The sequence below is a fragment of the Flavobacterium ammonificans genome (assembly GCF_020886115.1).
GTDB lineage: Bacteria > Bacteroidota > Bacteroidia > Flavobacteriales > Flavobacteriaceae > Flavobacterium > Flavobacterium ammonificans.
This window is the reverse complement of the sequence record NZ_AP025185.1, coordinates 1,793,957-1,820,052: the sequence shown is the minus strand read 5'-3', so window position 1 is coordinate 1,820,052 and position 26,096 is coordinate 1,793,957. Positions and strand designations below refer to the sequence as shown.

Here is a 26,096-nt window from a genome sequence, read left to right as displayed (position 1 = left end):
GTGTGCAAATATAAACCAAATCTTTAGTTCAACAAGGATTTAGCGTGATTTAGCGCCGAATCAGAAACAACTGCACCGGATAACATTTGGGCAATTTCTAAAACTCTTTCATCCTCATTTAATAACTTCAATTCCGATTGTGTATCGTCTCCAACGGTAGATTTGAATACTTTGAAATGTGCATTTCCTTTAGCCGCAATTTGTGGCAAATGCGTAATGGCAAAAATTTGCATCGTCTGACTCATTTCTTTCATAATCTCCCCCATTCTAATAGCGATTTCACCAGAAACTCCAGTATCTATTTCGTCAAAAATTAATGTAGGTAATTTGGAATACTGCGCCAAAATCGCTTTTACAGCCAACATAATACGTGACATCTCGCCTCCTGAAGCTACCTTTTTAAGCAAACCAAAATCAGTTCCTTTATTCGCCGAAAACAATAACTGAATTTCGTCTTTACCGTTTTGGAAATAGGTTTCAGTAGCCTTAATTTCAATATTAAATCGCACATTGGGCATTCCCAAAGTAGCTAAAATAGCAATCAATTTGTCTGATAAAACCGGAACGGCTTTCGTTCTTTTTTGATGAATAGCCAAAGCTAAAGCATCCAATTGACTCGTTTTATCTTGAATCGATTGGGTCAAAGTAGCAATGTCACTTTCTAGATTTCCTAGTTCAAAAAGAGTCGTTTCTAAAGTATTTTGTATCGCCAATAACTCTTCGACAGTAGTGACTTGATGTTTCTTTTGCAGATTGAATAGCAACTGTAGTTTCTCACTAATCAAATCCAATTGAATTGGATCATTGATTAGTTTTTCGGAACAATTGGTTAATTCATCTGAAATATCGTTTAATTCAATAGCTAAACTACTAATACGCTCTAACAGCAAAGCATATTCTGGCGCGAAAGAAGCTATTTTTTGTAAGGCAATCTTAATCTCTTTCAAAGTAGACAAGGCTCCTATTTGCTCTTCATTGGCTAAAGCCAACGATTTATCTACCGCTTCTTTAATAGTTTCTACATTATTCAGCTTTTCAAAATCAGCTTCTAATTGTTCTTGTTCACCGGATTTCAATTGAGCAGCAACTAATTCGTTCAATAAAAAGGTGTTGTATTCTTGTTCCTTAATGGATTCTGCTTGCTTTTTTAAGAGCGAATTCAAATTGGACTTATCTTCTTTGTAGCTTCTTAAAAGTGTTTGATAACTACTAATTTCAACTTGATTATCAGCTAGAGCGTCAACAATTTTGAATTGCACCGTTTCATCGGATAATTCTTGGGTTTGCTGTTGCGAATGAATATCAATTAAAAACAAACTCAAATCCTGCAACTCTTGTAAATTCACCGGACTATCATTAATAAAAGCTCTTGATTTTCCTGAAGGAAGTATTTCTCGACGAATAATTGTCTCGTCTTCGTAATCCAAGTCATTCGCTTCAAAAAAGGGTTTTAAATTGTATTTCGAAACATCAAAATAGGCTTCAATAACACACTTTTCTTCTTTATTTTTAAGCGACGTTAAATCGGCTCGTTTTCCTAAAACCAATCCCATCGCCCCCAAAATTATCGATTTACCTGCACCTGTTTCTCCAGTAATAATAGAGAATCCTTTTGAGAAATCGATAGCCAATTTCTCAATCAATGCATAGTTTTTTATCGAAAGTGATGTAATCATAGTAGCAATTGAACTTAGGGTTAATTTAGTACTTAATACTACTCCATTTACTAGAGTTCATAGGAGAAACTCGGTTCAAAGTAGTCACCAAATCGGTGATAGATATACTAGGTCCGCCTGAAAAAATTGAAACAATTTCATCTGATTTGGCATCAAAAAATACTCTAGTTAAAAAAGCATTGGGACGAACCGAATGCACTTTACTCAATCCCATAAGAGCCGATTTCACATTTTCCTTTGCTGATTTCAAATCCTTACTCATTCCGTCTAAGGCAGTAGCATAGTTGTAATTTGCAATACGAATATCATTAAATGTAGGCGAAACCAAATCGTTGATTAAAAAGTACCTGTTTTGATTGCCATCTCCTTGCGTCCAACCTTTATAACCACTTAGCTGACCCAAGTTAGCAATGTTTAATGCGGCATCGTAGTAAGTTGTACCGCCTAGTTCTTGAAAAGAATCCGCATCCAATCCTAAAATCAGATTGCAGTAAAATGCGATTACGCCAACTAAATTAGAATCAAAAGAATTGGGGTTGTACACTAAATTTTCAAATTCAGCATAGGAAAAATTAAAATCTTTATCGTTAAAATTGAAAATCGGACTAGAATAAGAGGAATCAAAAATCGGTCGAGATGATAGAACTTGAATTGTTCCTGAAAATTGATTGGTAGTTCCGCTTTGAAGCGTAATAAACATAGAACAATTAATGCGTTCATTTTGATTCAAAAGTTGACCATTCCAATCGGTTTTATTCACTAAATCAGTTAATGCACTTTGAAGATTGGTAAAAATTTGAGGATTGATATTTGCCAATTTTTGAGCATTCACAGTAACCGTACAATTCAACTGTTGTGAATGAACGAATACGCTACAAACTAAAGAAAGAAAAACTAGTAGTTTACGCATTAAAATGGCTAATTATCTTGTTTACAATATCGGTTGCAACTGCCTCCTTTGACTTTAATTCCATTGGTTCAACACTGAAATTTTTATCAATAAAAGTAACTTTATTGGTTGCTTTTTTGAAACCTGCTCCCTCATCTTGAAGCGAATTCAAAACAATCAAATCTAAGTTTTTTTTCTGAATTTTCAACTTGGCATTTTCAATTTCATTTTCAGTTTCTAAAGCAAAGCCAATTAAGAATTGATTCTTTTTGGATGCACCTAATGAAGCCAAAACATCTTGCGTTTTTTCTAACTCAATAGATAACTCAGCCTCTGATTTTTTTATTTTTTGAGAAGCAATTGTTTTGGGCTTATAATCAGCAACAGCTGCTGCTGCAATTGCAACATCAACTTTAGCATAATGCAAATGACAAGCGTCAAACATTTCTTGAGCAGAAACAACAGGAATTAGTTCGATAGCAGAATGTGTTACTTTGCAATGTGAAGGTCCGGAAACCAATACAACAGAAGCTCCTTGTTCTGCCGCAGACTGCGCAATATCATAGCCCATTTTACCCGAAGAATGATTCCCAATAAATCGAACTGGATCAATTGCTTCGTAAGTAGGGCCTGCAGTAATCAATATTTTTTTACCTTTAAGTGGCAGTTTACTTTCTAAATCGGCCTCAATAAAAGCCAGGATATTTTCTGGTTCTGCCATTCTGCCTTCGCCAGACAAACCACTTGCTAATTCACCGCTTTCAGCAGGAATTATAGTATTTCCAAAACTGTGTAATGCTTTAAAATTAGTCAAGGTAGTTGGGTGTTTGTACATATCTAGATCCATTGCTGGCGCAAAATAGACAGGACATTTTGCCGACAAATAAGTGGCTAAAAGTAGGTTATCACAAGTTCCAGATGCCATTTTAGAAAGAGTATTGGCAGTAGCAGGAGCAATTACCATAAAATCAGCCCATAGCGCTAATTCAACATGATTGTTCCAAACGCCTTCCCCTTTCACTTCCGTTAATTTGGAAGATACATCGTCAGGTGTCTCGTAAAAAGTAGAATAAACAGGATTTTTGGATAAGGTTGCCAAGGTAAGTGGCGTAACAAAAACCTTAGAAGCAGGTGTCATGATCACTTGGACATGTGCACCTGCTTTTATAAAGAGTCGGACCAATGAGGCAGTTTTATAGGCTGCAATTCCGCCAGAAACTCCTAGCAAAATTTTCTTACCGTTTAAAACTGACATGGAACGGATTTTATTTATTAGATTCTCTGTGGTAGATTTTATCGTCTAACCACTCTTGAACTGCTAAAGCATGTGGCTTAGGCAATTTTTCATAGAATTTTGATACCTCGATTTGTTCTTTGTTTTCAAAAACCTCTTCAAGACTATCATTGTAAGTAGCAAATTCTTCTAACTTTTCTGTCAATTCTTTTTTGATTTCAGAGTTGATTTGATTGGCTCTTTTAGCCATAATAGTAATCGCTTCATACACGTTACCAGTAGGTTGTTCAATAACAGTTTTGTTGTAAGTTATTGTGTTTACTGGAGCATTCGTCTTTTTTAAATCCATGACTTTATTTATTTAGTAAATTTTGTAAATCTTTTTCAATGCGAACCAACATCTCGTCCGCTTTTTGTTTGTATTGAGTATCTGGCTTGAACTTGATCAAATTAGCGTACGCTACTTTTGCCACATTCAAACGTTCTTCCATTTTAGATGGAATACTGTTAACTCCTAATTTGTATGCCGAATCCAATCGGTAATACAAGGCCTCTTCTTTGTATGAAGTTCCAGGAAAATCAGCAATAAAATTATCTAAAGCAATTAAAGCTGATTTATAATCGGATATAGTGTTGTAGCCTTTAGCATTTTCAAAAACTTTCTTTTCTAACTTTCCATTAAGTGTTTTCGTAATTGTATTGGCTTCTGCTATAAATTCTGAATTAGGATAATTATCGATGAACAACTGTAATTTTTCAATTGCTTTATTCGTATCCGTTTGATCTAAAGAATAAACTGGAGATAACATAGAATAACTTTTCGCCCCTAAAAAAGCAGCTTCAATCACTTTGTCACTCTTTGGATAAGCCGACACAAAACTTTCAAATTGATAGCCAGCTAAATAATATTGTCTTGTTTTATAATACGATTGAGCATACATATAAAACAACTGCTCAGCATCAGGTCTACCTCTATACACACCAGCAATTTGCTCTATTAATCGCAATGATTGATTGAACTTACCTAATTCATACATCTTAGTAGCCATATCCAATTTTACCGTTGGATCTTCATTCTTAAGCGCCTTTTGATACTCGCTGCACGAACTAAATAAAACAATAACAATAAGAAAATAGAGTAAATTTTTCATTTAAAAATTTTAATTACATCCCTTATAAAAGCCAACTTGCTACACAAGTGAAGGCAAAATAAGAGCACAAATTTAGGTATTAATTTAGCGAATACAAAATATATTTTTGGAGCACTAAAAATACCAATAAAAGACAGCTTATTTTTTGCTCACTTGAACAAAAGAATGGATTCGATCAGCTAAATTTTGATCCACATGTACCAGTGGTAATCGAACCGTATTTTCAGCAATACCCATGGATTCAAATACTTGCTTAATTCCGGCAGGATTGCCTTGCTCAAAAATCATATCTATAATTGGTGCTAACTCATACTGAATAGAAAAAGCCTGATCTACTTTTCTGTTCAATCCCAAACGAATCATTTCAGAAAAAGTGGTCGGGAATCCTTGACCAATAACAGAAATAACTCCTGAACCACCAGCAAGAACTAAAGATAAAGCGGTCATATCATCACCTGAAATTACTAGAAAATCTTTGGGTTTGTTTTTGATAATTTCAAAACATTGCACTAAATCACCGGTTGCTTCTTTAATGGCAATAATATTTTTAAAATCAGACGCCAAACGAACCACTGTTGAAGGCAACATATTGCTAGAAGTTCTACCCGGCACGTTGTACAAAATAATTGGCAAAGGAGAAACTTCTGCTATAGCTTTAAAATGCTGATAAATACCTTCCTGTGTTGGTTTAACATAATAAGGAGAAACCGAAAGAATAGCAGTAAAATGAGACAAATCTCTGGTCTTTAATTCGGATACCACTTCCATAGTATTGTTACCACCTACTCCTAAAACTAAAGGCAATCGACCTTTGTTAGCTTCTATCACAGTGGCAATTACTACTTCTTTTTCTGTAGCAGATAATGTTGCATTCTCAGCTGTTGTTCCTAAAACAACAAGGTATTCGATTCCACCATCAATTGAAAAATTAACTATTCTAGCTAAGGCTTCTGTATCAACAGTACAATCCTTTTTAAAAGGAGTTACCAGAGCAACACCTGTTCCTATTAATGATTCCATACTACTACTTGATTTTATTTAATATTTTTAAATATTTGATTAACTCATTAACAAACACCCTATACTCTTCAATTGCAGTAGTAATCATAAAATGATTAAAACGTTTATTAACTGATGAAAAACCTACTTTAAATTTTGCTTTAGAACTTTCGGTTACAAACAATAAAGCTGACTTTTCCTGATTGTAATAACTAATCAACATATCAAACTCTTGATTAACAAATTGAGTGACCACTGGGTCTTTAAAATTTCCGTTCCAATCAATGCTTTCCAATGAATATGAAGAACAAGGATAGGGTATTTTAGGATTAATTGTTTCTCTATGAACTAAGATACTAATTGCATTTGCCTGAAAACCTTTAGCCATTAAATCTTCAATTAAAGCTGCCTTCTCTTTGAATGCTACTTCGTCTATTAGTATTCCAATAGACGTAATGGTTAAGCCACTAGAGAATGGAACAACTTCTCGCCATTTATTTTTTAGTGTATATTTTAGAAAATAATTCTTTAAATAATTTAAAAACATAGTACTTTTACCTTGTTACAAAACTAATTAATAAAGTGGCTTTAGAAATGGTAAAACTAAAAAAGTATAATCAATTTTTCAAACTTTTTGTTATAATTATAACAACATTAACAATTTACTCTTGCGGAAGTTCTCGCTTCCAATTGACCACAATTGAAGGAAAAAAAATACCAATTACCGCTTCTGCGGGTACTAATGAAACAATAGAAAAATTTGTACAACCTTACAGAGAAACTATCGATACAGATCTAAGTGCAGTATTGGCTTACAATCCAGTAACATTGGATAAAAACAATGGAAAATGGCAATCACCTCTTGGTAATTTAATGGCCGATGTAACGCTTAAAGCGGGAGATAAAATTTTTAAATCAAGAGAAAATAAATCTATCGCCATCTGTATTTTAAATAGTGGCGGGATTCGTTCTACACTTGCCAAAGGTAATGTAACTGCTCGAACTGCTTATGGAATTATGCCTTTTGAAAATAGTCTAGTGGTAATTGCTTTGAAAGGAGAACAGATTCAAGAATTGGTAGATTATTTTATCGCAACAAAAAAATCACACCCATTGTCTGGATTGACATTTACAATTGCTAAGGATAAATCAGCTAAAAACATCCTAGTACAAGGACAAGCTTTAGATAAAAATGCGATTTATTATGTGGCGACCAACGATTATTTAGCCAATGGTGGTGATAATATGAACTTTTTCAAAAAAGGAATTCAGCTATACGATTTAGATTATAAATTACGTAATATACTTATTGACTACTTTAAAGAAGTGGACACCATTCCGGTGATTAATGACATCCGAATTACAGAAGAATAAATTCCAAAAAACAGAAAAATGAAAAGAAGAGATTTTATAGAAAAGACAGCAGCAGGTTCTGCTTTTGTAGGTTTGGGATTGTCATTAAGCAGTTTTAAATCCGATGCAATTAAGAAGATTACTGTTTTGCATACAAACGATGTACACAGTCATATTGATTCATTCCCTTTGGACGATCCAAGGAATGCTGGAATGGGTGGAGTGAGCCGAAGAGCTGCATTAATTGAAAGCATCCGACAAGAAAATCCAAATGTCTTACTTTTAGATGCTGGTGATATTTTTCAAGGAACGCCTTACTTTAATTATTATGGCGGTGAATTGGAATTCAAATTAATGAGTATGATGAAATACGATGCATCAGCTATTGGAAATCACGATTTTGACAATGGTATTGAAGGCTTGCACGCACAAATGCCTCACGCTACTTTTGAATTCATTTCAGCCAATTACGATTTCAAAAACACAGTAATGGATGGTTTGGTTAAACCGTATAAAATTTTCATCAAAGACGGAATTAAAATTGGTGTGTTTGGATTAGGGATTGAATTTGAAGGTTTGGTAGATAAAAAGCTTTACAAAGAAACTGTTTACAATGACCCTGTCGAAATTAGCCAAGATATGGTTCGCATCTTGAAAAAAGAACAACAATGTGATTTGGTGATTTGTTTGTCACACCTGGGTTACAAATACAGTAAAGAAGACGCTGATAAAATCAGCGATTTGAAACTGGCTGCTTTAACCGAAGACATAGATTTAATTATTGGTGGTCACACCCATACTTTCTTGGACAAACCAACTATAGTCAAAAACAAAGCAGGAAAGGAGGTCTTAGTCAACCAAGTCGGTTGTTATGGAATAAACCTTGGTAGAATTGATTTTTACTTTGATAACAACAAACAGAACATCGCAAAAGGCAAATCGATTGTTGTATAAAAATTAGTTTACTAATTGTTGAAAATCTTCCTCTGAGATAATTGGAATATTAAGTTTGTTGGCTTTATCTAGTTTGGCTGGTCCCATATTGTCGCCTGCTACAACATAATCAGTTTTAGCTGAGATAGAACTTCCTACCTTTCCTCCATTATCTTCAATGGCTTGTTTCAATTCATCTCTTGAATACAGTGAAAAAACTCCCGAAACTACAAAGGTTTTTCCTTCTAATTTATCGGTAGCATTTGGGTTTATTTTTTCTACGATTTCAAGCTGAATACCGTAGTTTTTTAATCTTTCAATAATAATCTTATTCTCTTGATTGTCAAAAAAGTCAATAACACTTTGAGCAATACGCTCTCCTATTTCGTCAACCAAAATTAAATCCATCAAACCGGCTTGACGTAAAGCGTCTATATTCTTATAATGTTTGGCTAATTTCTTCGCTACGGTTTCTCCCACATACCGAATGCCTAAAGCAAACAATACACGCTCAAAAGGAATAGTTTTAGAAAGTGCTACACCATAAACTAAATTTTCCGCAGATTTCTGTGCCATTCGTTCCAATGGCAAGATTTGCTCCACTTTGAGTTCATATAAATCGGCATAATTATGAACCAAGCCATTATTGAATAATAAAGCCACTGTTTCTCCACCAAGTCCTTCAATATCCATTGCTTTTCTGGAAATAAAATGCTGAATTCGACCAATAATCTGTGGAGGACAGCCATAAAAATTAGGACAATAATGATTGGCTTCTCCCTCAATACGTACCAGTTCAGCTTGACATTCTGGGCAATGTGTTATATACTGCGTTGGATCTGTAAACAATGGGCGTTGCGCCAAATCTACAGCGATAATTTTAGGAATAATTTCTCCGCCTTTTTCAACAAAAACAGTATCTCCCACCCGAATGTCTAATTTTTCAATTTGATCAGCATTGTGCAACGAAGCACGCTTCACAATAGTTCCGGCCAATTGCACAGGTTCCAAATTAGCGACAGGTGTTATTGCTCCTGTACGTCCTACTTGATAAGATATTGAATTCAAACGAGTAGCAACCTGCTCCGACTTAAATTTATAAGCTATAGCCCAACGAGGCGATTTCGCAGTATAGCCTAATTCTTCTTGGTGCTGAAATGAATTTACCTTTACCACTACGCCATCCGTTTCATAAGGTAAATTATGACGGTGCGTATCCCAATAGGCTATAAATTCAAACACTTCTTCTAAATTACTAGCCAACCTCGCTTCTTTAGGCGCTTTAAACCCCCAAGCTCTTGCCGACTCTAAACTTTCAAATTGAGAATTGAAAGGCAATTGATTGCCAATTAAATAATACAACAAGCAATCCAATGGACGCTTTGCCACTTCTTTGCTATCTTGTAATTTTAAACTTCCAGAAGCGGTATTTCTTGGATTGGAATAGGGTGTTTCACCTATTTCAATCAACTCTTGATTCATTTTTTCAAAACCGGCAAATGGCAAAATAATTTCACCGCGTATGTCAAACTTTGGAGGATAGTTCCCTTTTAGTTGTAACGGAACTGATTTAATGGTTTTGATATTATTCGTCACATCATCTCCCTGAAAACCATCTCCACGAGTGACAGCCCGATCTAGTTTTCCGTTTACATAGGTAATACTAATCGAAGCTCCGTCGTACTTCAACTCACACGTATATTCCAAAGGTACTTCTCCCAGTACTTTTTGAATTCGTTTTTCCCATTCGATTAGATCTCCTTTGGAATACGAATTATCCAAAGAATACATTCGATGTTCGTGAACAACCGTTTCGAAATTCTTAGTAATTGCTCCTCCAACACGTTGTGTAGGCGAACTTTCGTCGTAAAATTCAGGGTGTTGCGTTTCTAATTCTTGTAATTGGGCCAATTTCAAATCAAACTCATAATCCGAAATAGTTGGATTGTCCAACACATAGTAATTATGATTGTGTTGGTGTAATTCCTCTCGTAAGTTTTGAATTGTAATATGAATGTCCATAGAAAAAAGAATTGGCTATTTTAGTTTTGAAATAGTGTACTAAAATAGCCAATTTAATAGAAATACCAATACTATTGCGATTCAATAATAGAATTTATTTGTTGGTACAATTGTCCGTCGCTTAAAATAGCTCCTTGCTGAATTAAAGCAAAAATAGAAGTATTTCGTTCTTCGGTAAAGACTTTTTTACCGATTTTCATTTCGATAGTTTCGGTAAACATATTATCACTCAACCATTGCAAACCCTCTTTAGTTAAAAAATCTACTTCTGGAACCAATGATTTTAAAACAATTGAATTCACATAAGTGTCAAAACATTGAAAAAGAAAAATATGATTTTTAGAAAAATGTTCTAAAAATTCAGCTCTAGTTAAAACCCCTTCCCAAATCAAATCAGAAAACACGTCCAGTTCTTGTTCAGCTACTTCAGGTTTGTTTTCTTTAATAGAATCCCATTCCGCTTTATCAATGGATTGGCTTGCCAAAAAATTAATAAATTCTGGATGCAATTCTTCAAACTGTTCTTTAGTTAATCTTGTGTATTTCATTTATAATAAAAATTAATTGCTTTTTTCTGAAATAAAAAAGCCCTCTAAAAGAGGGCTAATTTACTATATATTTTATTTATATTAGAAAATATATCGAATACCAAATTGTGCTTGCCATCTTGAAGCTAAACTAGAATCATAGTTAAATGTTCTTGTCTGTTGTCCATTGAAAGTATAAGTTGGAACTTTTGTAACAGCATCTACAGCAACACCAATTGGCTGAACGCTAGTTGGTAATTGAACTAATCCCCAATTTGAATTAATCATATTACCAAAGTTTAAGATGTCGATACTAAATTGAATAGTATTTGTTTTAGCAGAAGATGAAACTTTAAAATTATAATCTTGAATCAATTTCATATCCCATTTACCTCTCCAAGGAGATAATGCTCCATAACGTTCTGCATATTGACCTCTTCTAGAGTTCAAGTAATCATCTTGTTTGATAAAGTTATCATACGCTGCACCTTGTCCTGGTCCAGAAAAAGTCATAGAACTAATTTCAGTAGTTGTTGGAACATAAATTAAATCATTTCCAAAAGCACCATCATTATTAATATCTCCTCCATAGGTATAAGAGAAACGACCCCCTTGAGCATATTCAAAAAATGTAGAAACAGTAGTCGACCATTTATCATTTGTACCATAAGTCCATTTTTTAGAACCTACTCCAATAAATCGATGTGTATCACCATATTTAGAGTTAGACAAAACAGCATCATTAACATTTCCTAATGCAGGATTAAATACGAAAGCATCTCCAGTAATTTCTGCTTCAATTGAGTTAACATCTCTAGCTACTAAATAGTTATAAGCTAAGCTTGTATAAAAACCATTGTCAAATGTTTTTTGCACTTTTACAGAAGAATTAAAAGCACTTCCTTTATTGGTGTTAGTCATAACATAAGCATGAGAATCTGCTGGAAAACCAAAATCAGTCCAAACACCTTTATCAGATGCCCCATAAATTGCTCTTTGATCTACACCAGCTAATCTGCTTGTTGGAGTTTTCAATCCCCAATCTTGAACATGTACTCCATTTATGTCTTTGTTGTAAGACATGTCAACAGTTAAGATATAGTTATTTTCAAATTTGTGATCAAGACCTAAACTAGTTCTAAATACTTGAGGGAATTTAAAGTCATTGTCAACTACTTGGTAAAAGAAAGGATCAATTCCACTTACTTGGTTACCAATCCAAACGAAAGGTAGTCTACCAGTAAAAATACCAGAACCTCCTCTAATTTGAGTAGTTTTCAAACCTTTCACATCCCAGTTGAAGCCAATACGTGGTGACCACAAAATAGCATTTCCTGGTAATTTAGTTGAATCAAAATTTACAGTATTACCATTTTTTGGATCATAATAATTGATACCAGGTAAATAACCTTCTGAATTATCTGTATCGATAAATTTCTGAATCAAATCAGATGTATTAAAATACATCGGTTTATCAGCTCTTAATCCATATGTTAATTTAAAATTGTCATTAACACTCCATTCGTCTTGAACATAAAAAGCCAATTGACCTACAGTAGTTTCTGATAAATTCCAACCACCATCGGTTCCAGCAGCATTTTGGTTTCTTAAGTTAAAAGTGGATTGAGCATCTGCAAAAGCTTTTGCATAATAACCGTTGGTTAAGTTAGCTCTGAAACCATTCATATCAACACTTCCAAAAACATCAAATCCATATCCTTTTAAGTTGAAAGAATTTTGAAATTGAAACTTTTCAAATGAAAATCCAAGAGTGAATGTATGATCACCTTTAATAATGTTTAAATTATTAGTTAATTGAAACACTTTTTGATCTAATTTATTGTTGATTGAAAATGGCTCATGACCAGCAATAATATAAGGTGAACCGTCTTTAGTAATACTAATTACTGGCGCAGGAGATGAAAATGGATTTCTAAAATCATCAAAGTGAGAATATCCTGCTTGTAATTTATTAGTTACAGTTTCAGAAAACTTAGAATTCAATTCGATTAAAACAGAATTCAATTCATTGTTTATTTGATATCCAGAATTAGCAAACTGCATTGTATTAAAATCAGGACCTCTTCTTCTAATTGCAGTTGGGTGAGCTGGTTTATCTTTAGATGCATCTAGAAAATTATAAATGAAAGCAAATTTATGATTGTCATTAATATTCCAATCCAATTTGATAATTCCTTTATTCGATTTTGAATAATGGGTAAAACCTTGATAAGCTCCAGTATTATATCCTAATTTTCCAAGTTCAGATGATACGAAATTTAAATCTGAAGCTAAAACTCTTGATTCATTTACACCTGCAATTCCATCACCGTCATTTGCAACTACATTTGAACCAGCATCATTTCTATCATCAACCTCAAAATTGGCGAAGAAAAATAATTTGTCTTTTACTAATGGACCTCCAATACTAAAACCTGCTTGAGTTTGTTCTAAGTTTGGAACTACAATTTTTTCTCCATTAACTTTATTTCCAGTCATAGCATCGTTTCTGAAGAAACCATATGTAGTAACGTGAAATTCATTTGTACCTGATTTTGTAACAGCATTAACAGAAGCACCTGTAAATCCAGACAAGGTAACATCAAAAGGTGCTGTTGCAACCTGAATTTGGTCAATTGCATCCAAAGAAATTGGCTGTGCTCCAGTTTGTCCACCAGGTGTAGCAGCATCTAATCCAAATGGGTTATTGAAAATAGAACCGTTTAATGAATAATTATTAAACTTATTGTTTCTACCTCCAAAAGAACCCCCGCTTGCAGATGGCTCTAAACGAGTAAAATCATCAGCTGAACGTGAAATTGTTGGCAAAGTAATTAACTCTCTTCTACCAATAGTGGTTTCAGCTCCAGTACGGTTACTTGAAAAAACTTTGTTTTTAGCTACAACTTTCACTTCATTTAATTGCTGACTTTCGTCTTCTAAAACAAAATCTAAATTAGAAGCTTTACCTAGTTCCAAATAAACATCGCTTATTTTTTGACTTTGGCTACCAACAAAACTAACTGTAACTACATAAGGTCCACCGACTCTCATGTTTAATAAATTAAATCTACCGTCTCCATTGGAAATAGCGGTATATTTAGTTCCTGAAGGAGTGTGAATTGCTAAAACAGAAGCTGCAGGAAGCGCCTCCAATTTTCCATTTTTCACAACACCTTTAATGCTTGAAGTCGTAGTTTGACCAACAATTTGTTGCAAGCCAAGTACGAAAAACAATAAAATAATGATTTTTTTCATTTGAAATGGTTTAGGGTTTTTTAAAAGGTTGCGCAAAATTAGACAAAAAAAAATCACCCCAAAGGGTGATTTTAAAAAATTATTAACAAAAAATATTAAATAAACGAAAATTATGCTTTTTCAGCAACAATTTCGTAATCTAATTCTACGATAACATCTCTGTGTAAACGAACAGAAGCAGTATATTTTCCTGTACGTTTAACAATTCCGCTAGTAACGAATTTTCTATCAATTACTTGACCAGCTTTAGCTAACGCTTCAACAATGTCAATGTTAGTAATAGATCCGAATAATTTTTCGCCACCTGCTTTTGCAGTAATTTTAATTTCGATAGCTTTTAAAGTTTCAGCTAATGCTTTTGCATCTGCTACTACTTTAGCTTCTTTGTGCGCTCTTTGTTTCAAGTTTTCAGCTAATACTTTCTTTGCAGAAGGTGTAGCTAATTGTGCGAAACCTTGTGGGATTAAATAATTACGACCGTAACCGTTTTTTACAGTAACTACGTCATCTTTAAAACCTAAATTTTGAACGTCTTGTTTTAGAATCAATTCCATGTTGTTGTCCTTGTTATAGAAGTTAGGTTCTCTTGGAGGAGAAACCAACAACTGAGTTTAAATTATTTTAATAAATCGGCCACGTATGGCATTAAAGCTAAGTGACGTGCTCTTTTCACAGCAACAGATACTTTTCTTTGGTATTTCAATGAAGTTCCTGTTAAACGACGAGGAAGAATTTTTCCTTGTTCATTTACAAATTTCAATAAGAAATCAGCATCTTTATAATCAATATATTTGATACCTGATTTTTTGAAACGACAATACTTTTTAGTTTTGTTAGTTTCTATGTTTAAAGGAGTAAGATATCTGATATCTCCGTCTTTTTTTCCTGAAGCAGATTGTTGTAATGTAGCCATGATAATTACGCTTTTTGAGATTTAAGTTTAGTTCTTCTTCTTTCAGCCCAAGAAATAGCGTGTTTGTCCATACTTACAGTAAGAAAACGCATTACTCTCTCGTCACGTCTAAATTCAGTTTCAAAAGCTATTAGTACTTCACCAGCAACTTTGAATTCGAATAAATGGTAAAAACCACTTTTCTTGTTTTGAATTTCGTAAGCCATTTTTTTAAGACCCCAGTCTTCTTTCGATACCATTTCAGCTCCACGACTAGTAAGAAATTCTTCAAATTTGCTTACTGTTTCCTTTACCTGAACATCAGATAAAACGGGATTTAAAATGAAAACAGTTTCATAATGATTCATAAATAATATATTTATTTGTTAAATTGGGTGCAAAAATAGTCATTATTTTCAAATATCCAAACACTTATTAAGAAGACTCGTTATTTTTAAGCAGCTCATTCCCTATTATAGCTGTTTTTGTAGTTATTTATCACTATATTTAAGATAAATCAACACTTAATCAGATGAAGTTAAATTGTTTAGTAATCGAAGATAGCGCTGTTCAACGAATGATTGTGGTAAAATTAGTCAACAATAACACGCAATTGCACTTAGTAGGAGATTTTTCAAATGCGATTGAAGCTCGGAATTGTTTGAACATTCATAGTATTGATTTGATATTCTTGGATATTGAAATGCCGGTCATTAATGGTTTTTCCTTTTTAGAAGGTTTGAAAACTAAACCTCAGATTATATTTGTTACTGCCAAAGCAGAACACGCCTTGCGTGCTTTTGATTATGCACCAACAGATTATATCAAAAAACCTGTGACTTTAAACCGATTTGAAATAGCCGTTCATCGTGCTCTGCATTTGCATCAATTGGAACACGAAACAAAAGAAGAAACGGGAGAACACATTTATATTAAAAGTAATCTCAAAAAAATCAAAATATTCACTTCCAAAATAAAATGGATTGAAGCCTTTGGTGATTATGTAAAAGTAGTCACTGACGAAAGTAGTAATCTTGTTTTATCCACAATGAAATCCTTTGAAACCAATTTAAATCCAACCCAATTTGTTCGTGTTCACAAATCCTTCATTATCAATACTGACAAAATTGAGCGCTACAATAGTAAGTTTGCAGAAATTGGAACTTCAAAAATTCCATTGAGTCGCAACAAAAAAGATGCTTTGGTAAAAGCTTTGGCAATTGAATAAAATAGTACTAATACAATCGCCTATTTTCGGGATGAAATCCAATCAAAAGCGGCACCAATTGCAGCACCAACAGCTACACCTAATGCGATATTTAATGAAGAGTCTTTAAAAATTATTTTATAAGCTAATACAATGGCTAATCCCAAAGCAGCACCAACCCCAATTGAGTTTCCTTTTTGACTTTTATTTTTTTCTTTCATATCTTAATAATAATCTACGTTAACAGCTACTTTAATAGATCGGTATTGAGGAACCGCTTCAAAACTCGTTAGCATTTTTTGAATTGTTTTTTTGGTGTTTCCTATAGGTGCCGTTTGCGGTATCTTTATCAAAATAGTTCGAATGTACTCGTTTCGGATTCGGCTAATTGGCGGTTCTTCTGGACCTAAGACTGGCATATTCAAATTCTGACTCATTACTTGATACAACCACATAGAACCCTCTTTGACTTTGTCAAAATCACGATGCTTTAACGTCAGCCTTATGATTCTAAAATAAGGTGGATATTTATAAATTTGACGGTCGTACAATTGTTCTTTATACATCCCAACATAATCATTTCGAGTCACTTGTTGAATCGTATTATGCTCTGGATTATATGTCTGAATAACTACTTTTCCTTGCTTTTCTGAACGACCTGCCCTACCAGCCACTTGCGTCATCATTTGGAAACTTCTTTCAAAAGCCCTAAAGTCTGGATGATACAACATAGTGTCGGCATTCATAATTCCAACTAAACTCACATTATTAAAATCCAATCCTTTGGCTAACATTTGGGTACCAACCAAAATCTGAATTTCTTGATTCTTAAAACTATCGATAATTTTTTCAAAACCAAACTTTCCACGAGTGGTATCTTGATCCATTCTCCCAGTTTTAGCATCGGGAAAAATGGCTTTTAATTCTTGTTCAATTTGTTCCGTACCAAAACCTTTTGTAGCCAAATCAATACTCGAACAACTATGACATTGCGTAGGCTTTGCCATAGCATAACCACAATAATGGCAACGCAACTGGTTTTTATGTTGGTGATAGGTCAAACTCACATCACATTGCTGGCATTGCGGAACATTTCCACAAGTTAAACATTCAATTATTGGCGAATAGCCTCTCCTATTTTGAAACAAAATAACTTGTTCTCCTAAAGATAAAGCCGCAGTTATTGCTTCGATCAAAGTAGCACTAAAATGCCCCGTCATTTTCTTGCGAAAATAACTATCCTTTAAATCGACCAATTCAATTTCAGGCAACTGAACATTTCCATAACGCTCTGTTAATTCGACTAAACCGTACTTATTGGATTGAGCATTAAAATAGGATTCAATACTTGGTGTCGCCGAACCTAAAAGAACCTTGGCTTTATGGTAGTTTGCTAAAACAATAGCTGCATCACGAGCGTGATATCGCGGTGCGGGATCTACTTGTTTGAATGTTTGTTCGTGTTCTTCGTCAACAACAATTAGACTTAAATTAGAAAAAGGTAAAAACAAAGCCGACCTTGCTCCTATTACAATTTGCGCTTTTGGAGATTGTTCTAAAACTTGTTTCCACAATTCAACACGTTCATTGGTACTGTATTTGGAATGATACACGCCAACTTTGTCACCAAAGTAGGTTCGCAAACGTCCTACTAATTGAGTTGTTAGAGCAATTTCTGGCAACAAATACAACACCTGTTTTCCAGATGCTAATTGTTCTTCAATAAGCTTGATATAAATCTCTGTTTTTCCGCTTGAAGTAAGTCCGTGTAATAAACATACTTCTTGAGTTGTAAAACTAGTTTGGATTTGATGAAATGCTTCTTGCTGAGCATTACTTAACTCCAAAGCGTTTTCTTGCGGATTTCCAATAAAATTAACTCGGTCTTCTTGAATAAAATAGTCTTCAAAAATTTGCTTTTCGATCAATGCTTTCAGAATGGCAGAACTAGAATTAGCGGTTTCAACTAATTGTTTAACTGATATGGGTTGTTTATCCTTAGCGCTTAATTGAAAATACGCTAGGACGATTTCTCTTTGTTTGGAAGAACTTTTCAAACTTTCCAATAAATCACCTAAACCTGAATTCAAGTCATATTTTGAATGCAATCGGACGTAACGCACCAATTTTGGCTTGTACAATTCTTGTACTTCTTCGTGCAGAACCAAAACTTGTTTATCAATCAATTTTTGGATAACTGGAAATACATTTTTTTTATTTAGTATGGCAGTAATATCTTGAATTCGAAGTGAACTTTGATGTTGTAAAGCTTGGTATACCAAAAATTCATCATCTGTAAGCTCAGCCTCTTCAATAATTACCGATTGTTTTTGAGAAATTATTGTTTCGCTTTCTAACAACAATGCACTGGGCATGGCTCCGCGATAGACATCTCCAATAGCACACATATAGTAACTAGCAATCCATTGCCAATGCGTAATTTGAAATTGAGTTACAATAGGTTTTTCGTCTAGAATTTGATCAATTTCTTTGGCTTCATATAGAGTTGGCTCATTTTGATGCTTATCAATAATCAATGCCGTGTACATTTTACTTTTGCCAAAAGGCACTACTACCCTCATTCCATTTTTTACAAAATGAAATTCGGCTTCTGAAACCCTATACGTAAAGGTTTTAGCCAATGAAAGCGGTAAAATTACTTCGACGAAAAACATCTAATGATTAGAATTAATTAACTCGATGCCAATATTGCGTTCTTCCTAATAAAGAAAACCCAATATAACCACGAATCTTTAGTTTGTCTTTGGATTCCAAAGAAAGTGCACATTTGTATAGTTTACCGTTTTTTGGATCTAGAATTTCGCCTGAATTGTATTCGGAGCCGTCTTTAGATAATCCTTTGATAATGGTAAGACCAAGGATAGATTTATTTTTATCTTCCCCTGAACATTTTTTGCAAACGCTATTTTTATTGGCAGGATCTAAAATCTCGACCACTTTAGCATAAATTTTTCCTGATTTTGAAAATACTTCAACAATAGATTTTGCTTCACCAGTCTCATCATCAATCGTTTTCCATTTTCCAATAACCGATTGAGAATACATGGATGAAGTTGCTAAAACACAAATAAGTAATGTAATAAATTGTTTCATTGTAAGTCATTTAAAGAATTTTGTTTTTTAAGTTTTCGTATCGTGGCATTCAATTCAAAGCCTAACAATAAAATCATACAGTTAATCCAAATGTAAAACATCAAAATTAACAAGGTTCCAATAGAACCATACAATTCATTGTATTTGGAAAATTTAACAACCCATATTCCAAAAAAATAGGAAGAAATAATAATTAAAATCGTAGTAAAAACAGAACCTATACTGATGAATCTGGGTTTATGAAATTGTTTGGTTCCAAAGCGTAACAATATAGAACTTGTAATTAAAATCATCAGTATTACAAATGCATAACGTCCTAATTCAATTAATGGAATTCGGTCGGTTAGAACATCTTGTATAATAGTTTGCTGAATGATTACCTCAAAAATTACTACCGCAGCAACGGTTACTAAAAGTAAAACCGATAAAAGCATTGAAATCCCTAAAGCAACTAAATATTGATTGAGAAAACCTCTTTTGATAAGTACATGTTTTGATGATTCAAATCCTCCCAAAATACCTAAGATACCGTTAGCCATTAAAAAAATAGAAAGTAAAAAACCGTAGGACAACAAACTAGATTGACTATTATTCAAAATATCACTAATTATTTTATAAATAGCGTCATAGGTATTGGGTGGAACGCCATCTTTGACAAACTCTAAAAAATCAGCTTGAAACCCTTCAATTGGAATATAAGGAATCAAATTCAGTATAAATAGAGCAAAAGGAAACAAAGCCATAAAAAAACTAAACGCTACTGCACTGGCATGATAAGTAAGACCGCCTTCGACAATACCTGAAATATACAATTCTATTAAATCGTATAAAGACAAGCCTTCTAACCAAGGTAATTTTATGCGTTGCAAAATTTGCACTACAGTGCGAAGAACAGGAATTTTTAAAAGCTTATTTTCTATTGCTGATGCCATATTACAATGCTTTTAAACTCAAGTCCATATTATAAACAGAATGTGTCAACGCACCTGATGAAATATAATTAACACCACACTCAGCATACTGACGAATGGTCGTCTCGTTAATATTACCTGACGACTCTGTCTGGCATTGGTTACCAATTAAAGTAACTGCTTTGCGAGTATCTTCGAAATTAAAATTATCAATTAAGATTCGGTGTACTCCATCACTCTTCAAAATTTCTTTGATTTCTTCCAAATCACGTGCTTCCACAATGATCTTTAAATCCAGATTATTTGCTTTCAAAAAATCTTTTGTTTTGGCAATAGCCAAAGTAATTCCGCCCGCAAAATCAATATGATTGTCTTTCAACATAATCATATCGTACAAAGCAAAACGATGATTCTCGCCACCGCCAATTTTTACAGCCCATTTCTCTGGAGCTCGAAAGCCTGGAGTAGTTTTTCTAGTGTCTAGAATCTTTGTTGAAGTGCCATCCAACAATTGAACATACTGATTCGTTTTAGTTGCTATAGCCGACATCCGTTGCATTGAATTCAATACTACACGTTCTGCTTTCAATATGGATTGCGAACTTCCCGAAACATGAAAAACGACATCTCCTTTCTTAACTTTGGCACCATCTTCAATAAAAGTGTCTATTTGCAAATCGGCATCAACATAATCAAAAATCATTTTAGCAAAAGCCACTCCGGCAATAATGCCGTCTTCTTTCACCAATAGTTGTGCTTTTCCTGAAGCAGAATCAGGAATACAAGCTAACGAACTATAATCGCCAGGGCCTACATCTTCACGTATAGCATTGGCAATTACTATTTCTAATTCTTTTTTAAATTGGGATTCGCTAATCATTTCCAAATAATTTTAAGAATGGCTAAAGTAGCATATATTTTGTGTAAAAAAAAGGAGAAAAAGTATTAATCAAAGCAGCCAAAGACTAAAATAGTAAACAATTGATGATCACTATAAAATAAAATCCTATTTTTGAAATTCATACCAATCAGAATACAAATGAAAAATTATATTGGACTACTACTACTTGCAGGATTGGCATTAAACTCCTGTAAAAACGAGCAAGAGACAAAAGAAAGCACCCCAACTGCTGTAATTCCTTTTACTGAAGTTGGCAATCAAATGCGTAATGAAGCAGCTGCAAAAGGAGCTACACCAACTAACACCACTGGAACTAATGCACCGATCGTAGCAACAGCTAAAGGAATGAATCCGCCGCATGGACAAGCTGGACATCGTTGTGATATTCCTGTTGGAGCGCCTTTGAATTCACCAGCTGCTCCTGCACAACCCAATTCAAAAGTCACAACAACACCGCAGATGACAGTTACACCAACTACTACATCGACTACAGCGACTGCTACACCAACTCCTGCTACACCCACTCCAGAAGGTATGAATCCACCCCATGGACAAGAAGGCCATCGATGCGATATTGCTGTAGGTGCTGCTTTACCAAAAGAATAATCTAATGAGTTTATTTACTTTTCAACTTATCTAAAAATGAATATCAAACTCATTGCCATTGGAAAAACTGACAACAAAGCATTACAAACACTTATAGACGATTACACCAAACGCTTGTCATTTTACATCAAGTTTGAGTTGGATATTATTCCCGATATCAAAAATGTAAAAAATTTGTCCGAAAGCCAGCAAAAAGAAAAAGAAGGCGAATTAATTTTATCTAAAATCACCCCAACAGATCAGTTAATTTTATTGGATGAAAATGGTAAGAATTTTTCAAGCGTTGGTTTCTCAGAAGAACTACAAAAGAAAATGAATTCTGGAATAAAAACTTTAGTATTTGTAATTGGCGGACCTTACGGATTTTCGGATGCGGTTTATGCTAAAGCACAAGGCAAAATTTCACTTTCGTTGATGACATTCTCGCATCAAATGGTACGCTTATTTTTTATCGAACAATTGTATCGCGGATTTACGATTTTGAAAAACGAACCCTATCATCATCAATAATATTCGATTTACGAAGTGTGATATACGATTTACAATATACGTTTTTCAAAAATTACACATTCCCCTCTTGAGAGGGGCTGGGGGTGTGTTTTTTAATTTACGAAGTGGGATTTAGGACCACGCATTAATAAACAAATTCTTCTTTTGAAACGTTGGATAAATTTAATTTTTGAATTGCTATTTTATACTGAAGATACTTTTCAAAACTTAAATTTTTATCAAATTTCAAACTAGCATTAGCTTTTGTTTTCTTCAATTTTTCAAGCGAAAAACCATTCTTTGAAATAAATACAAGCTCTCCTCCCTTTGGACTTGTCAATTGGTAATTGACTTTAGTAAAAGGCAAAAAAGCTAAATTCTTGCGAATACTATCTGAATACGAAAAATAATTTTCAGAGGTTTCGGATTTATGTGCACTTCCCTCCTTTTTGGCTTGTAACTTGATTATTTCAGGAATAACCAAACGCAATGGCAAACGTTTATCAATATGAAAAATCCAATTGGTTGAACTAATAGCATTTTTCCTATTCACTTCTACTAAAGTATCTTTCCCATTGGTTTTAAAAAACAAATAAACAGGAGAATAATCTTGAACGTCTTTAACACTAGTTATATTTGACTGGGGCAACGAAACCGATTCTTTTTTTCCACAAGAAAACAGAACCAACAACAATAATACACTTAGATTTTTCATGAGTTCATCGCATTAAATAAAGTGACACATTCCACCGCTTCTTTTACATCATGCACACGGAGAATTGAAGCACCTTTAACCAACGAAATAGTATTTAAAGCTGTGGTTCCGTTAAGGGATTTAGATGCTTTTGTATTCAACACTTTATATATCATTGATTTTCTAGAAACTCCAGCTAAAATTGGCAATTCTAATTGTTGCAATAACTCCATTTTTTGAAGTACTTCATAATTCTGTTCTAGCGTTTTGGCAAAGCCAAATCCAGGATCTACAATCAAATCATGAATACCTAAACTTCGTGCAGCGGCGATTCGTTCGGAGAAATACAAAAGCACTTCTTTAACCACATCTTCGTATTGCGTAAGTGTTGTCATCGTTTGTGGTGTCCCACGCATGTGCATCATAATGTAGGGCACATTATATTTTGCAACAACGCCTAACATAAGTTCGTCTAATTTTCCTGCTGAAATATCATTGATTAATGCAGCACCTTTTAGAATACACGCTTCGGCAACTTCAGATCGGAAAGTATCAATTGATATCAAAATGTTCGGAAATTGTTGAACGAGCAATTCAACAATAGGAACTATTCTGGCGATTTCTTCTTCTACTGATACAAATTCAGCATTCGGTTTGCTAGAATAGGCGCCAATATCAATAAAAGTAGCTCCTTCAGACAGCATTTTTTGAACCTGAGCTACTATTTCGTCAGCATTTTTATACTTCCCACCATCAAAAAAAGAATTCGGAGTTACATTCAAAATTCCCATTACTTTAGGCTTTGATAAATCGATGAGCAGTCCTTTGCAATTAATCGTCATTTCATTCTGGTTTTAAAGAGCTTGTTTTTCTTCTTTCAAAAAAATTATTCTTATTTTTGAAAAATTTTGAATACAAATATACATCAATAATGAAGAATACTTCACAAGAATATGATGCCGTTATCGCGGTATGTCGCTCTTTATTCAACAATAAAATGAAAGATTACGGAAGTGCTTGGCGTATATTACGTTTGCCATCACTTACCGACCAAATATTTATTAAAGCACAACGCATCCGAAGTTTACAAGAAAACGAGGTTCGTAAAGTAAACGAAGATGAATCTGGCGAATTTATTGGCATCATTAACTACTCCATTATGGCTTTAATTCAATTGGAATTAGGAATTGCAGATCAGCCCGATTTGGATGTTGCAAGAGCTACCGAATTATACGATGCCAAGATTAAGGAAACCAAAGAATTAATGGAAAATAAAAACCATGATTATGGTGAAGCTTGGCGTGATATGCGTGTGAGTTCTTTGACGGATTTAATTCTGCAAAAATTACTTCGCGTAAAACAAATTGAAGACAACAAAGGAAAAACATTAGTTTCTGAAGGCATAGATGCCAATTACCAAGACATGATTAATTACGCCGTTTTTGCATTAATTTTAATGAAGTAATCACCTTTATCTCAAATTATACAATGATGAATTTTAAGAATATAATCACTCAATTCTCCCGAATTTTTGTTGGGATTCTATTTATTATTTCAGGATTAATCAAACTGAACGACCCTGTAGGTTTTTCTTATAAGTTGGCCGAATATTTTGGTGAGCCTGTTTTCAATCTACCTTTTCTCATTCCATTTTCACTAGCATTAGCACTTTTCATAGTGATTCTTGAAGTGGTTTTAGGAGTTATGCTTTTGTTAGGATATCAATCAAAACTAACGGTTTGGTTATTATTACTTCTAATCATCAAGTTTACTTTCTTGACATTTTACTCTGCTTATTTTAATGTGGTCAAAGATTGTGGTTGTTTTGGAGATGCTTTGCATTTAACCCCATGGGAATCCTTTACAAAAGATGTTGTTTTGTTGTTCTTTATTTTGATTTTGTTTGTCAATGTAAAATTGGTTCAGCCTTTATTTACGGCTAAAATCCAAAATTTATTGGTTGGAATCAGTTTGGTTTTATGCGGAATCATGGGATATTGGGTTTTAAATCATCTACCAATTATTGATTTTAGACCTTTCAAAGTGGGTAATAATATCCAGAAAGGAATGGAGATTCCAGAAGGGGCGCCGCAATCAGTAGTTGAAATGGTATTTATTTATAAAGTAAATGGCGTAGATACTGAATTTACTGAAAAAGATTTAATGAATATCCCAGCCGGAGCAACTTTTGTGGATCGGAAAGACAAGATATTAGTAGAAGGTTACGTTCCTCCTATCCATGATTTTACAATGGAAAAAGATGGTTTTGATCAAAAAGAAAAATTATTGCGCCATTATAAATTGCTCGTTTTTGTTGCATATGATTTGGCGATTGCAAATAAAGATGGAATGCTCCTTTTGAAAAATGTACAAAAAGAAGCCGAAGCTAAAGGATATAAAGTTATTGGGATGACAGGTTCAACTCAAGAACAAATTGAAAAAACAAAAAAAGAGTTCGGTTTTACATTTGACTTCTATTTTTGCGATGCGATTGCTTTAAAAACAATTGAAAGAGCCAATCCAAGTATTGTCATTTTAGAAAAAGGTACTGTAAAGCAAAAAGTACATTATAATGACATTGAGGATTTAAAATTATAACTAGTTAATAGTTGACAAGTAGATAAGTTATTAACTATAACGATGGTAAATCGGCTTAACGTTTGAATTCTACCATTTTTAATTTGACTTTACCTTAAATTTGATAAATATTTACGCATTATGAAAAAATTAGTCGCTTTAGTAATTGCTTTCGCTACATTCTCTTGTACCAGCAATGCACAGAAAACATCATTTTCAAAAACCGCTTTATCTGAAACGCTTATGACTACCAATGGAGGTCAAATAGCATTTAAAGACATACTTAAAAATCATAAAGGAAAAACAACCGTTATTGAGGTTTGGGCTTCTTGGTGTGGCGATTGTGTAAAAGCAATGCCTAAAGTAAAAGAATTGCAGGCCAATCATCCAGAAGTAGCATTCACTTTTATTTCGATGGATAAAACAGCGGATAAATGGTTAGCTGGTATTGAAAAACACGAATTAAAAGGAGCTCATTATATGGCTAACGACCAAATGAAAGGTGTTTTTGGACAAGCCATTGATTTAGATTGGATTCCAAGATACATTATCTTAGACAAAACGGGAAAAATAGTATTGTACCGAGCTATTGAAAAAGATTTTGATCTTATCAATGAAACTCTAAACAAGTTAAAATAAACTAAAACTATTATAATTAATACA

27 protein-coding genes and 1 pseudogene are annotated in these 26,096 nt (G+C 33.7%); 8 read left to right on the top strand and 20 right to left on the bottom strand.

Features of this window, described 5'->3' with window-relative positions; translation table 11 throughout:
* Positions 1 to 23: 23 nt before the first annotated feature.
* The 7 genes from recN to LPC20_RS08030 all read right to left on the bottom strand — a co-directional run bounded on the left by recN (position 24) and on the right by LPC20_RS08030 (position 6,496).
* The gene (gene recN / locus LPC20_RS08060) at positions 24 to 1,676 is read right to left on the bottom strand and encodes a DNA repair protein RecN (protein WP_229324267.1); all 1,653 of its coding nucleotides are present in this window, start codon (positions 1,674 to 1,676) and stop codon (positions 24 to 26) included.
* A 25-nt stretch (positions 1,677 to 1,701) separates the two neighbouring features.
* Complete coding sequence (gene porD, locus LPC20_RS08055) at positions 1,702 to 2,586, bottom strand: type IX secretion system protein PorD (RefSeq protein ID WP_229324264.1); 885 nt, start codon at positions 2,584 to 2,586, stop codon at positions 1,702 to 1,704.
* The gene (coaBC, locus tag LPC20_RS08050; protein WP_229324262.1) at positions 2,579 to 3,820 is read right to left on the bottom strand and encodes a bifunctional phosphopantothenoylcysteine decarboxylase/phosphopantothenate--cysteine ligase CoaBC; all 1,242 of its coding nucleotides are present in this window, start codon (positions 3,818 to 3,820) and stop codon (positions 2,579 to 2,581) included. Before coaBC ends, porD begins: the two co-directional genes overlap by 8 nt.
* 10 nt (positions 3,821 to 3,830) lie before the next feature.
* A complete protein-coding gene (locus LPC20_RS08045; RefSeq protein WP_229324260.1) occupies positions 3,831 to 4,148 on the bottom strand; it encodes a DNA-directed RNA polymerase subunit omega in 318 nt (105 codons plus the stop codon).
* A 4-nt stretch (positions 4,149 to 4,152) separates the two neighbouring features.
* Positions 4,153 to 4,950 (bottom strand): outer membrane protein assembly factor BamD, encoded by a 798-nt coding sequence (locus LPC20_RS08040; RefSeq protein WP_229324258.1) that lies wholly within the window; start codon positions 4,948 to 4,950, stop codon positions 4,153 to 4,155.
* Positions 4,951 to 5,088: 138 nt separating this feature from the next.
* Positions 5,089 to 5,970: a 4-hydroxy-tetrahydrodipicolinate synthase gene (gene dapA / locus LPC20_RS08035; RefSeq protein ID WP_229324256.1), complete on the bottom strand. Its 882-nt coding sequence runs from the start codon at positions 5,968 to 5,970 to the stop codon at positions 5,089 to 5,091.
* A 4-nt stretch (positions 5,971 to 5,974) separates the two neighbouring features.
* Positions 5,975 to 6,496, bottom strand: a complete 522-nt coding sequence (locus tag LPC20_RS08030; RefSeq protein ID WP_229324254.1) for a DUF6913 domain-containing protein — start codon at positions 6,494 to 6,496, stop codon at positions 5,975 to 5,977.
* 47 nt (positions 6,497 to 6,543) lie between these two features.
* Between LPC20_RS08030 and LPC20_RS08025 the strand changes: the two genes are divergently transcribed.
* Both LPC20_RS08025 and LPC20_RS08020 read left to right on the top strand, forming a co-directional pair.
* On the top strand, positions 6,544 to 7,323 hold the full coding sequence (locus LPC20_RS08025; protein WP_229324252.1) for a 5'-nucleotidase C-terminal domain-containing protein: 780 nt from the start codon (positions 6,544 to 6,546) through the stop codon (positions 7,321 to 7,323).
* Between the two features lie 18 nt (positions 7,324 to 7,341).
* On the top strand, positions 7,342 to 8,256 hold the full coding sequence (locus tag LPC20_RS08020) for a bifunctional metallophosphatase/5'-nucleotidase (RefSeq protein ID WP_229324250.1): 915 nt from the start codon (positions 7,342 to 7,344) through the stop codon (positions 8,254 to 8,256).
* A gap of 3 nt (positions 8,257 to 8,259) precedes the next feature.
* Here LPC20_RS08020 and ligA read toward each other — a convergent pair whose 3' ends face one another.
* From ligA to rpsF, 6 genes are all read right to left on the bottom strand, one after another.
* Entirely contained in the window at positions 8,260 to 10,257 is a 1,998-nt protein-coding gene (gene ligA, locus LPC20_RS08015) for an NAD-dependent DNA ligase LigA (RefSeq protein ID WP_229324248.1), read from the bottom strand.
* A 71-nt stretch (positions 10,258 to 10,328) separates the two neighbouring features.
* Positions 10,329 to 10,805: a DUF6495 family protein gene (locus tag LPC20_RS08010; protein ID WP_229324247.1), complete on the bottom strand. Its 477-nt coding sequence runs from the start codon at positions 10,803 to 10,805 to the stop codon at positions 10,329 to 10,331.
* An 81-nt stretch (positions 10,806 to 10,886) separates the two neighbouring features.
* Positions 10,887 to 14,042 carry a TonB-dependent receptor gene (locus LPC20_RS08005; protein ID WP_229324245.1) on the bottom strand — a complete coding sequence of 1,052 codons (3,156 nt, stop codon included), beginning with the start codon at positions 14,040 to 14,042 and terminating at the stop codon, positions 10,887 to 10,889.
* A 110-nt stretch (positions 14,043 to 14,152) separates the two neighbouring features.
* Positions 14,153 to 14,596 (bottom strand): 50S ribosomal protein L9, encoded by a 444-nt coding sequence (gene rplI / locus LPC20_RS08000; protein ID WP_229324243.1) that lies wholly within the window; start codon positions 14,594 to 14,596, stop codon positions 14,153 to 14,155.
* Positions 14,597 to 14,658: 62 nt separating this feature from the next.
* Positions 14,659 to 14,955 carry a 30S ribosomal protein S18 gene (gene rpsR, locus LPC20_RS07995; RefSeq protein WP_007138295.1) on the bottom strand — a complete coding sequence of 99 codons (297 nt, stop codon included), beginning with the start codon at positions 14,953 to 14,955 and terminating at the stop codon, positions 14,659 to 14,661.
* Positions 14,956 to 14,960: 5 nt separating this feature from the next.
* Positions 14,961 to 15,302 carry a 30S ribosomal protein S6 gene (gene rpsF, locus LPC20_RS07990; RefSeq protein ID WP_229324241.1) on the bottom strand — a complete coding sequence of 114 codons (342 nt, stop codon included), beginning with the start codon at positions 15,300 to 15,302 and terminating at the stop codon, positions 14,961 to 14,963.
* A gap of 164 nt (positions 15,303 to 15,466) precedes the next feature.
* Between rpsF and LPC20_RS07985 the strand changes: the two genes are divergently transcribed.
* Positions 15,467 to 16,162, top strand: coding sequence for a LytR/AlgR family response regulator transcription factor (locus LPC20_RS07985; protein ID WP_229324239.1), 696 nt, complete (start codon positions 15,467 to 15,469; stop codon positions 16,160 to 16,162).
* Between the two features lie 20 nt (positions 16,163 to 16,182).
* Here LPC20_RS07985 and LPC20_RS07980 read toward each other — a convergent pair whose 3' ends face one another.
* Genes LPC20_RS07980 through nadC form a run of 5 tightly spaced genes read right to left on the bottom strand, consistent with a single transcriptional unit; the run spans position 16,183 to position 21,046 of the window.
* On the bottom strand, positions 16,183 to 16,362 hold the full coding sequence (locus tag LPC20_RS07980) for a hypothetical protein (protein ID WP_229324237.1): 180 nt from the start codon (positions 16,360 to 16,362) through the stop codon (positions 16,183 to 16,185).
* Positions 16,363 to 16,365: 3 nt separating this feature from the next.
* Positions 16,366 to 18,816, bottom strand: coding sequence for a replication restart helicase PriA (gene priA / locus LPC20_RS07975; protein ID WP_229324235.1), 2,451 nt, complete (start codon positions 18,814 to 18,816; stop codon positions 16,366 to 16,368).
* Between the two features lie 13 nt (positions 18,817 to 18,829).
* Entirely contained in the window at positions 18,830 to 19,255 is a 426-nt protein-coding gene (locus LPC20_RS07970) for a DUF2147 domain-containing protein (RefSeq protein WP_229324233.1), read from the bottom strand.
* Positions 19,252 to 20,187, bottom strand: a complete 936-nt coding sequence (locus tag LPC20_RS07965) for a YihY/virulence factor BrkB family protein (protein ID WP_229324231.1) — start codon at positions 20,185 to 20,187, stop codon at positions 19,252 to 19,254. The genes LPC20_RS07970 and LPC20_RS07965 overlap by 4 nt, the downstream gene beginning before the upstream one ends.
* A 1-nt stretch (position 20,188) precedes the next feature.
* Positions 20,189 to 21,046, bottom strand: coding sequence for a carboxylating nicotinate-nucleotide diphosphorylase (gene nadC / locus LPC20_RS07960; protein WP_229324229.1), 858 nt, complete (start codon positions 21,044 to 21,046; stop codon positions 20,189 to 20,191).
* A 354-nt stretch (positions 21,047 to 21,400) separates the two neighbouring features.
* Between nadC and LPC20_RS10755 the strand changes: the two are divergent.
* Both LPC20_RS10755 and rlmH read left to right on the top strand, forming a co-directional pair.
* Positions 21,401 to 21,673, top strand: a pseudogene (locus tag LPC20_RS10755) (hypothetical protein); the annotation flags it as partial.
* 36 nt (positions 21,674 to 21,709) lie between these two features.
* Positions 21,710 to 22,183, top strand: a complete 474-nt coding sequence (rlmH, locus tag LPC20_RS07950; RefSeq protein WP_229324225.1) for a 23S rRNA (pseudouridine(1915)-N(3))-methyltransferase RlmH — start codon at positions 21,710 to 21,712, stop codon at positions 22,181 to 22,183.
* A gap of 124 nt (positions 22,184 to 22,307) precedes the next feature.
* Here rlmH and LPC20_RS07945 read toward each other — a convergent pair whose 3' ends face one another.
* Positions 22,308 to 22,877, bottom strand: coding sequence for a hypothetical protein (locus LPC20_RS07945; RefSeq protein ID WP_229324223.1), 570 nt, complete (start codon positions 22,875 to 22,877; stop codon positions 22,308 to 22,310).
* Positions 22,874 to 23,698, bottom strand: a complete 825-nt coding sequence (gene folP / locus LPC20_RS07940) for a dihydropteroate synthase (protein ID WP_229324221.1) — start codon at positions 23,696 to 23,698, stop codon at positions 22,874 to 22,876. The genes LPC20_RS07945 and folP overlap by 4 nt, the downstream gene beginning before the upstream one ends.
* Positions 23,699 to 23,787: 89 nt before the next feature.
* On the opposite strand from folP, the gene LPC20_RS07935 reads away from it, so the two are divergent.
* The 3 genes from LPC20_RS07935 (at position 23,788) to LPC20_RS07925 (ending at position 26,072) form a co-directional block, all read left to right on the top strand.
* Positions 23,788 to 24,321: a DUF1599 domain-containing protein gene (locus LPC20_RS07935; RefSeq protein WP_229324219.1), complete on the top strand. Its 534-nt coding sequence runs from the start codon at positions 23,788 to 23,790 to the stop codon at positions 24,319 to 24,321.
* A 23-nt stretch (positions 24,322 to 24,344) separates the two neighbouring features.
* The gene (locus LPC20_RS07930) at positions 24,345 to 25,454 is read left to right on the top strand and encodes a BT_3928 family protein (RefSeq protein ID WP_229324217.1); all 1,110 of its coding nucleotides are present in this window, start codon (positions 24,345 to 24,347) and stop codon (positions 25,452 to 25,454) included.
* Positions 25,455 to 25,574: 120 nt separating this feature from the next.
* Positions 25,575 to 26,072 carry a TlpA family protein disulfide reductase gene (locus LPC20_RS07925; RefSeq protein WP_229324215.1) on the top strand — a complete coding sequence of 166 codons (498 nt, stop codon included), beginning with the start codon at positions 25,575 to 25,577 and terminating at the stop codon, positions 26,070 to 26,072.
* The last annotated feature ends 24 nt before the right edge of the window (positions 26,073 to 26,096 follow it).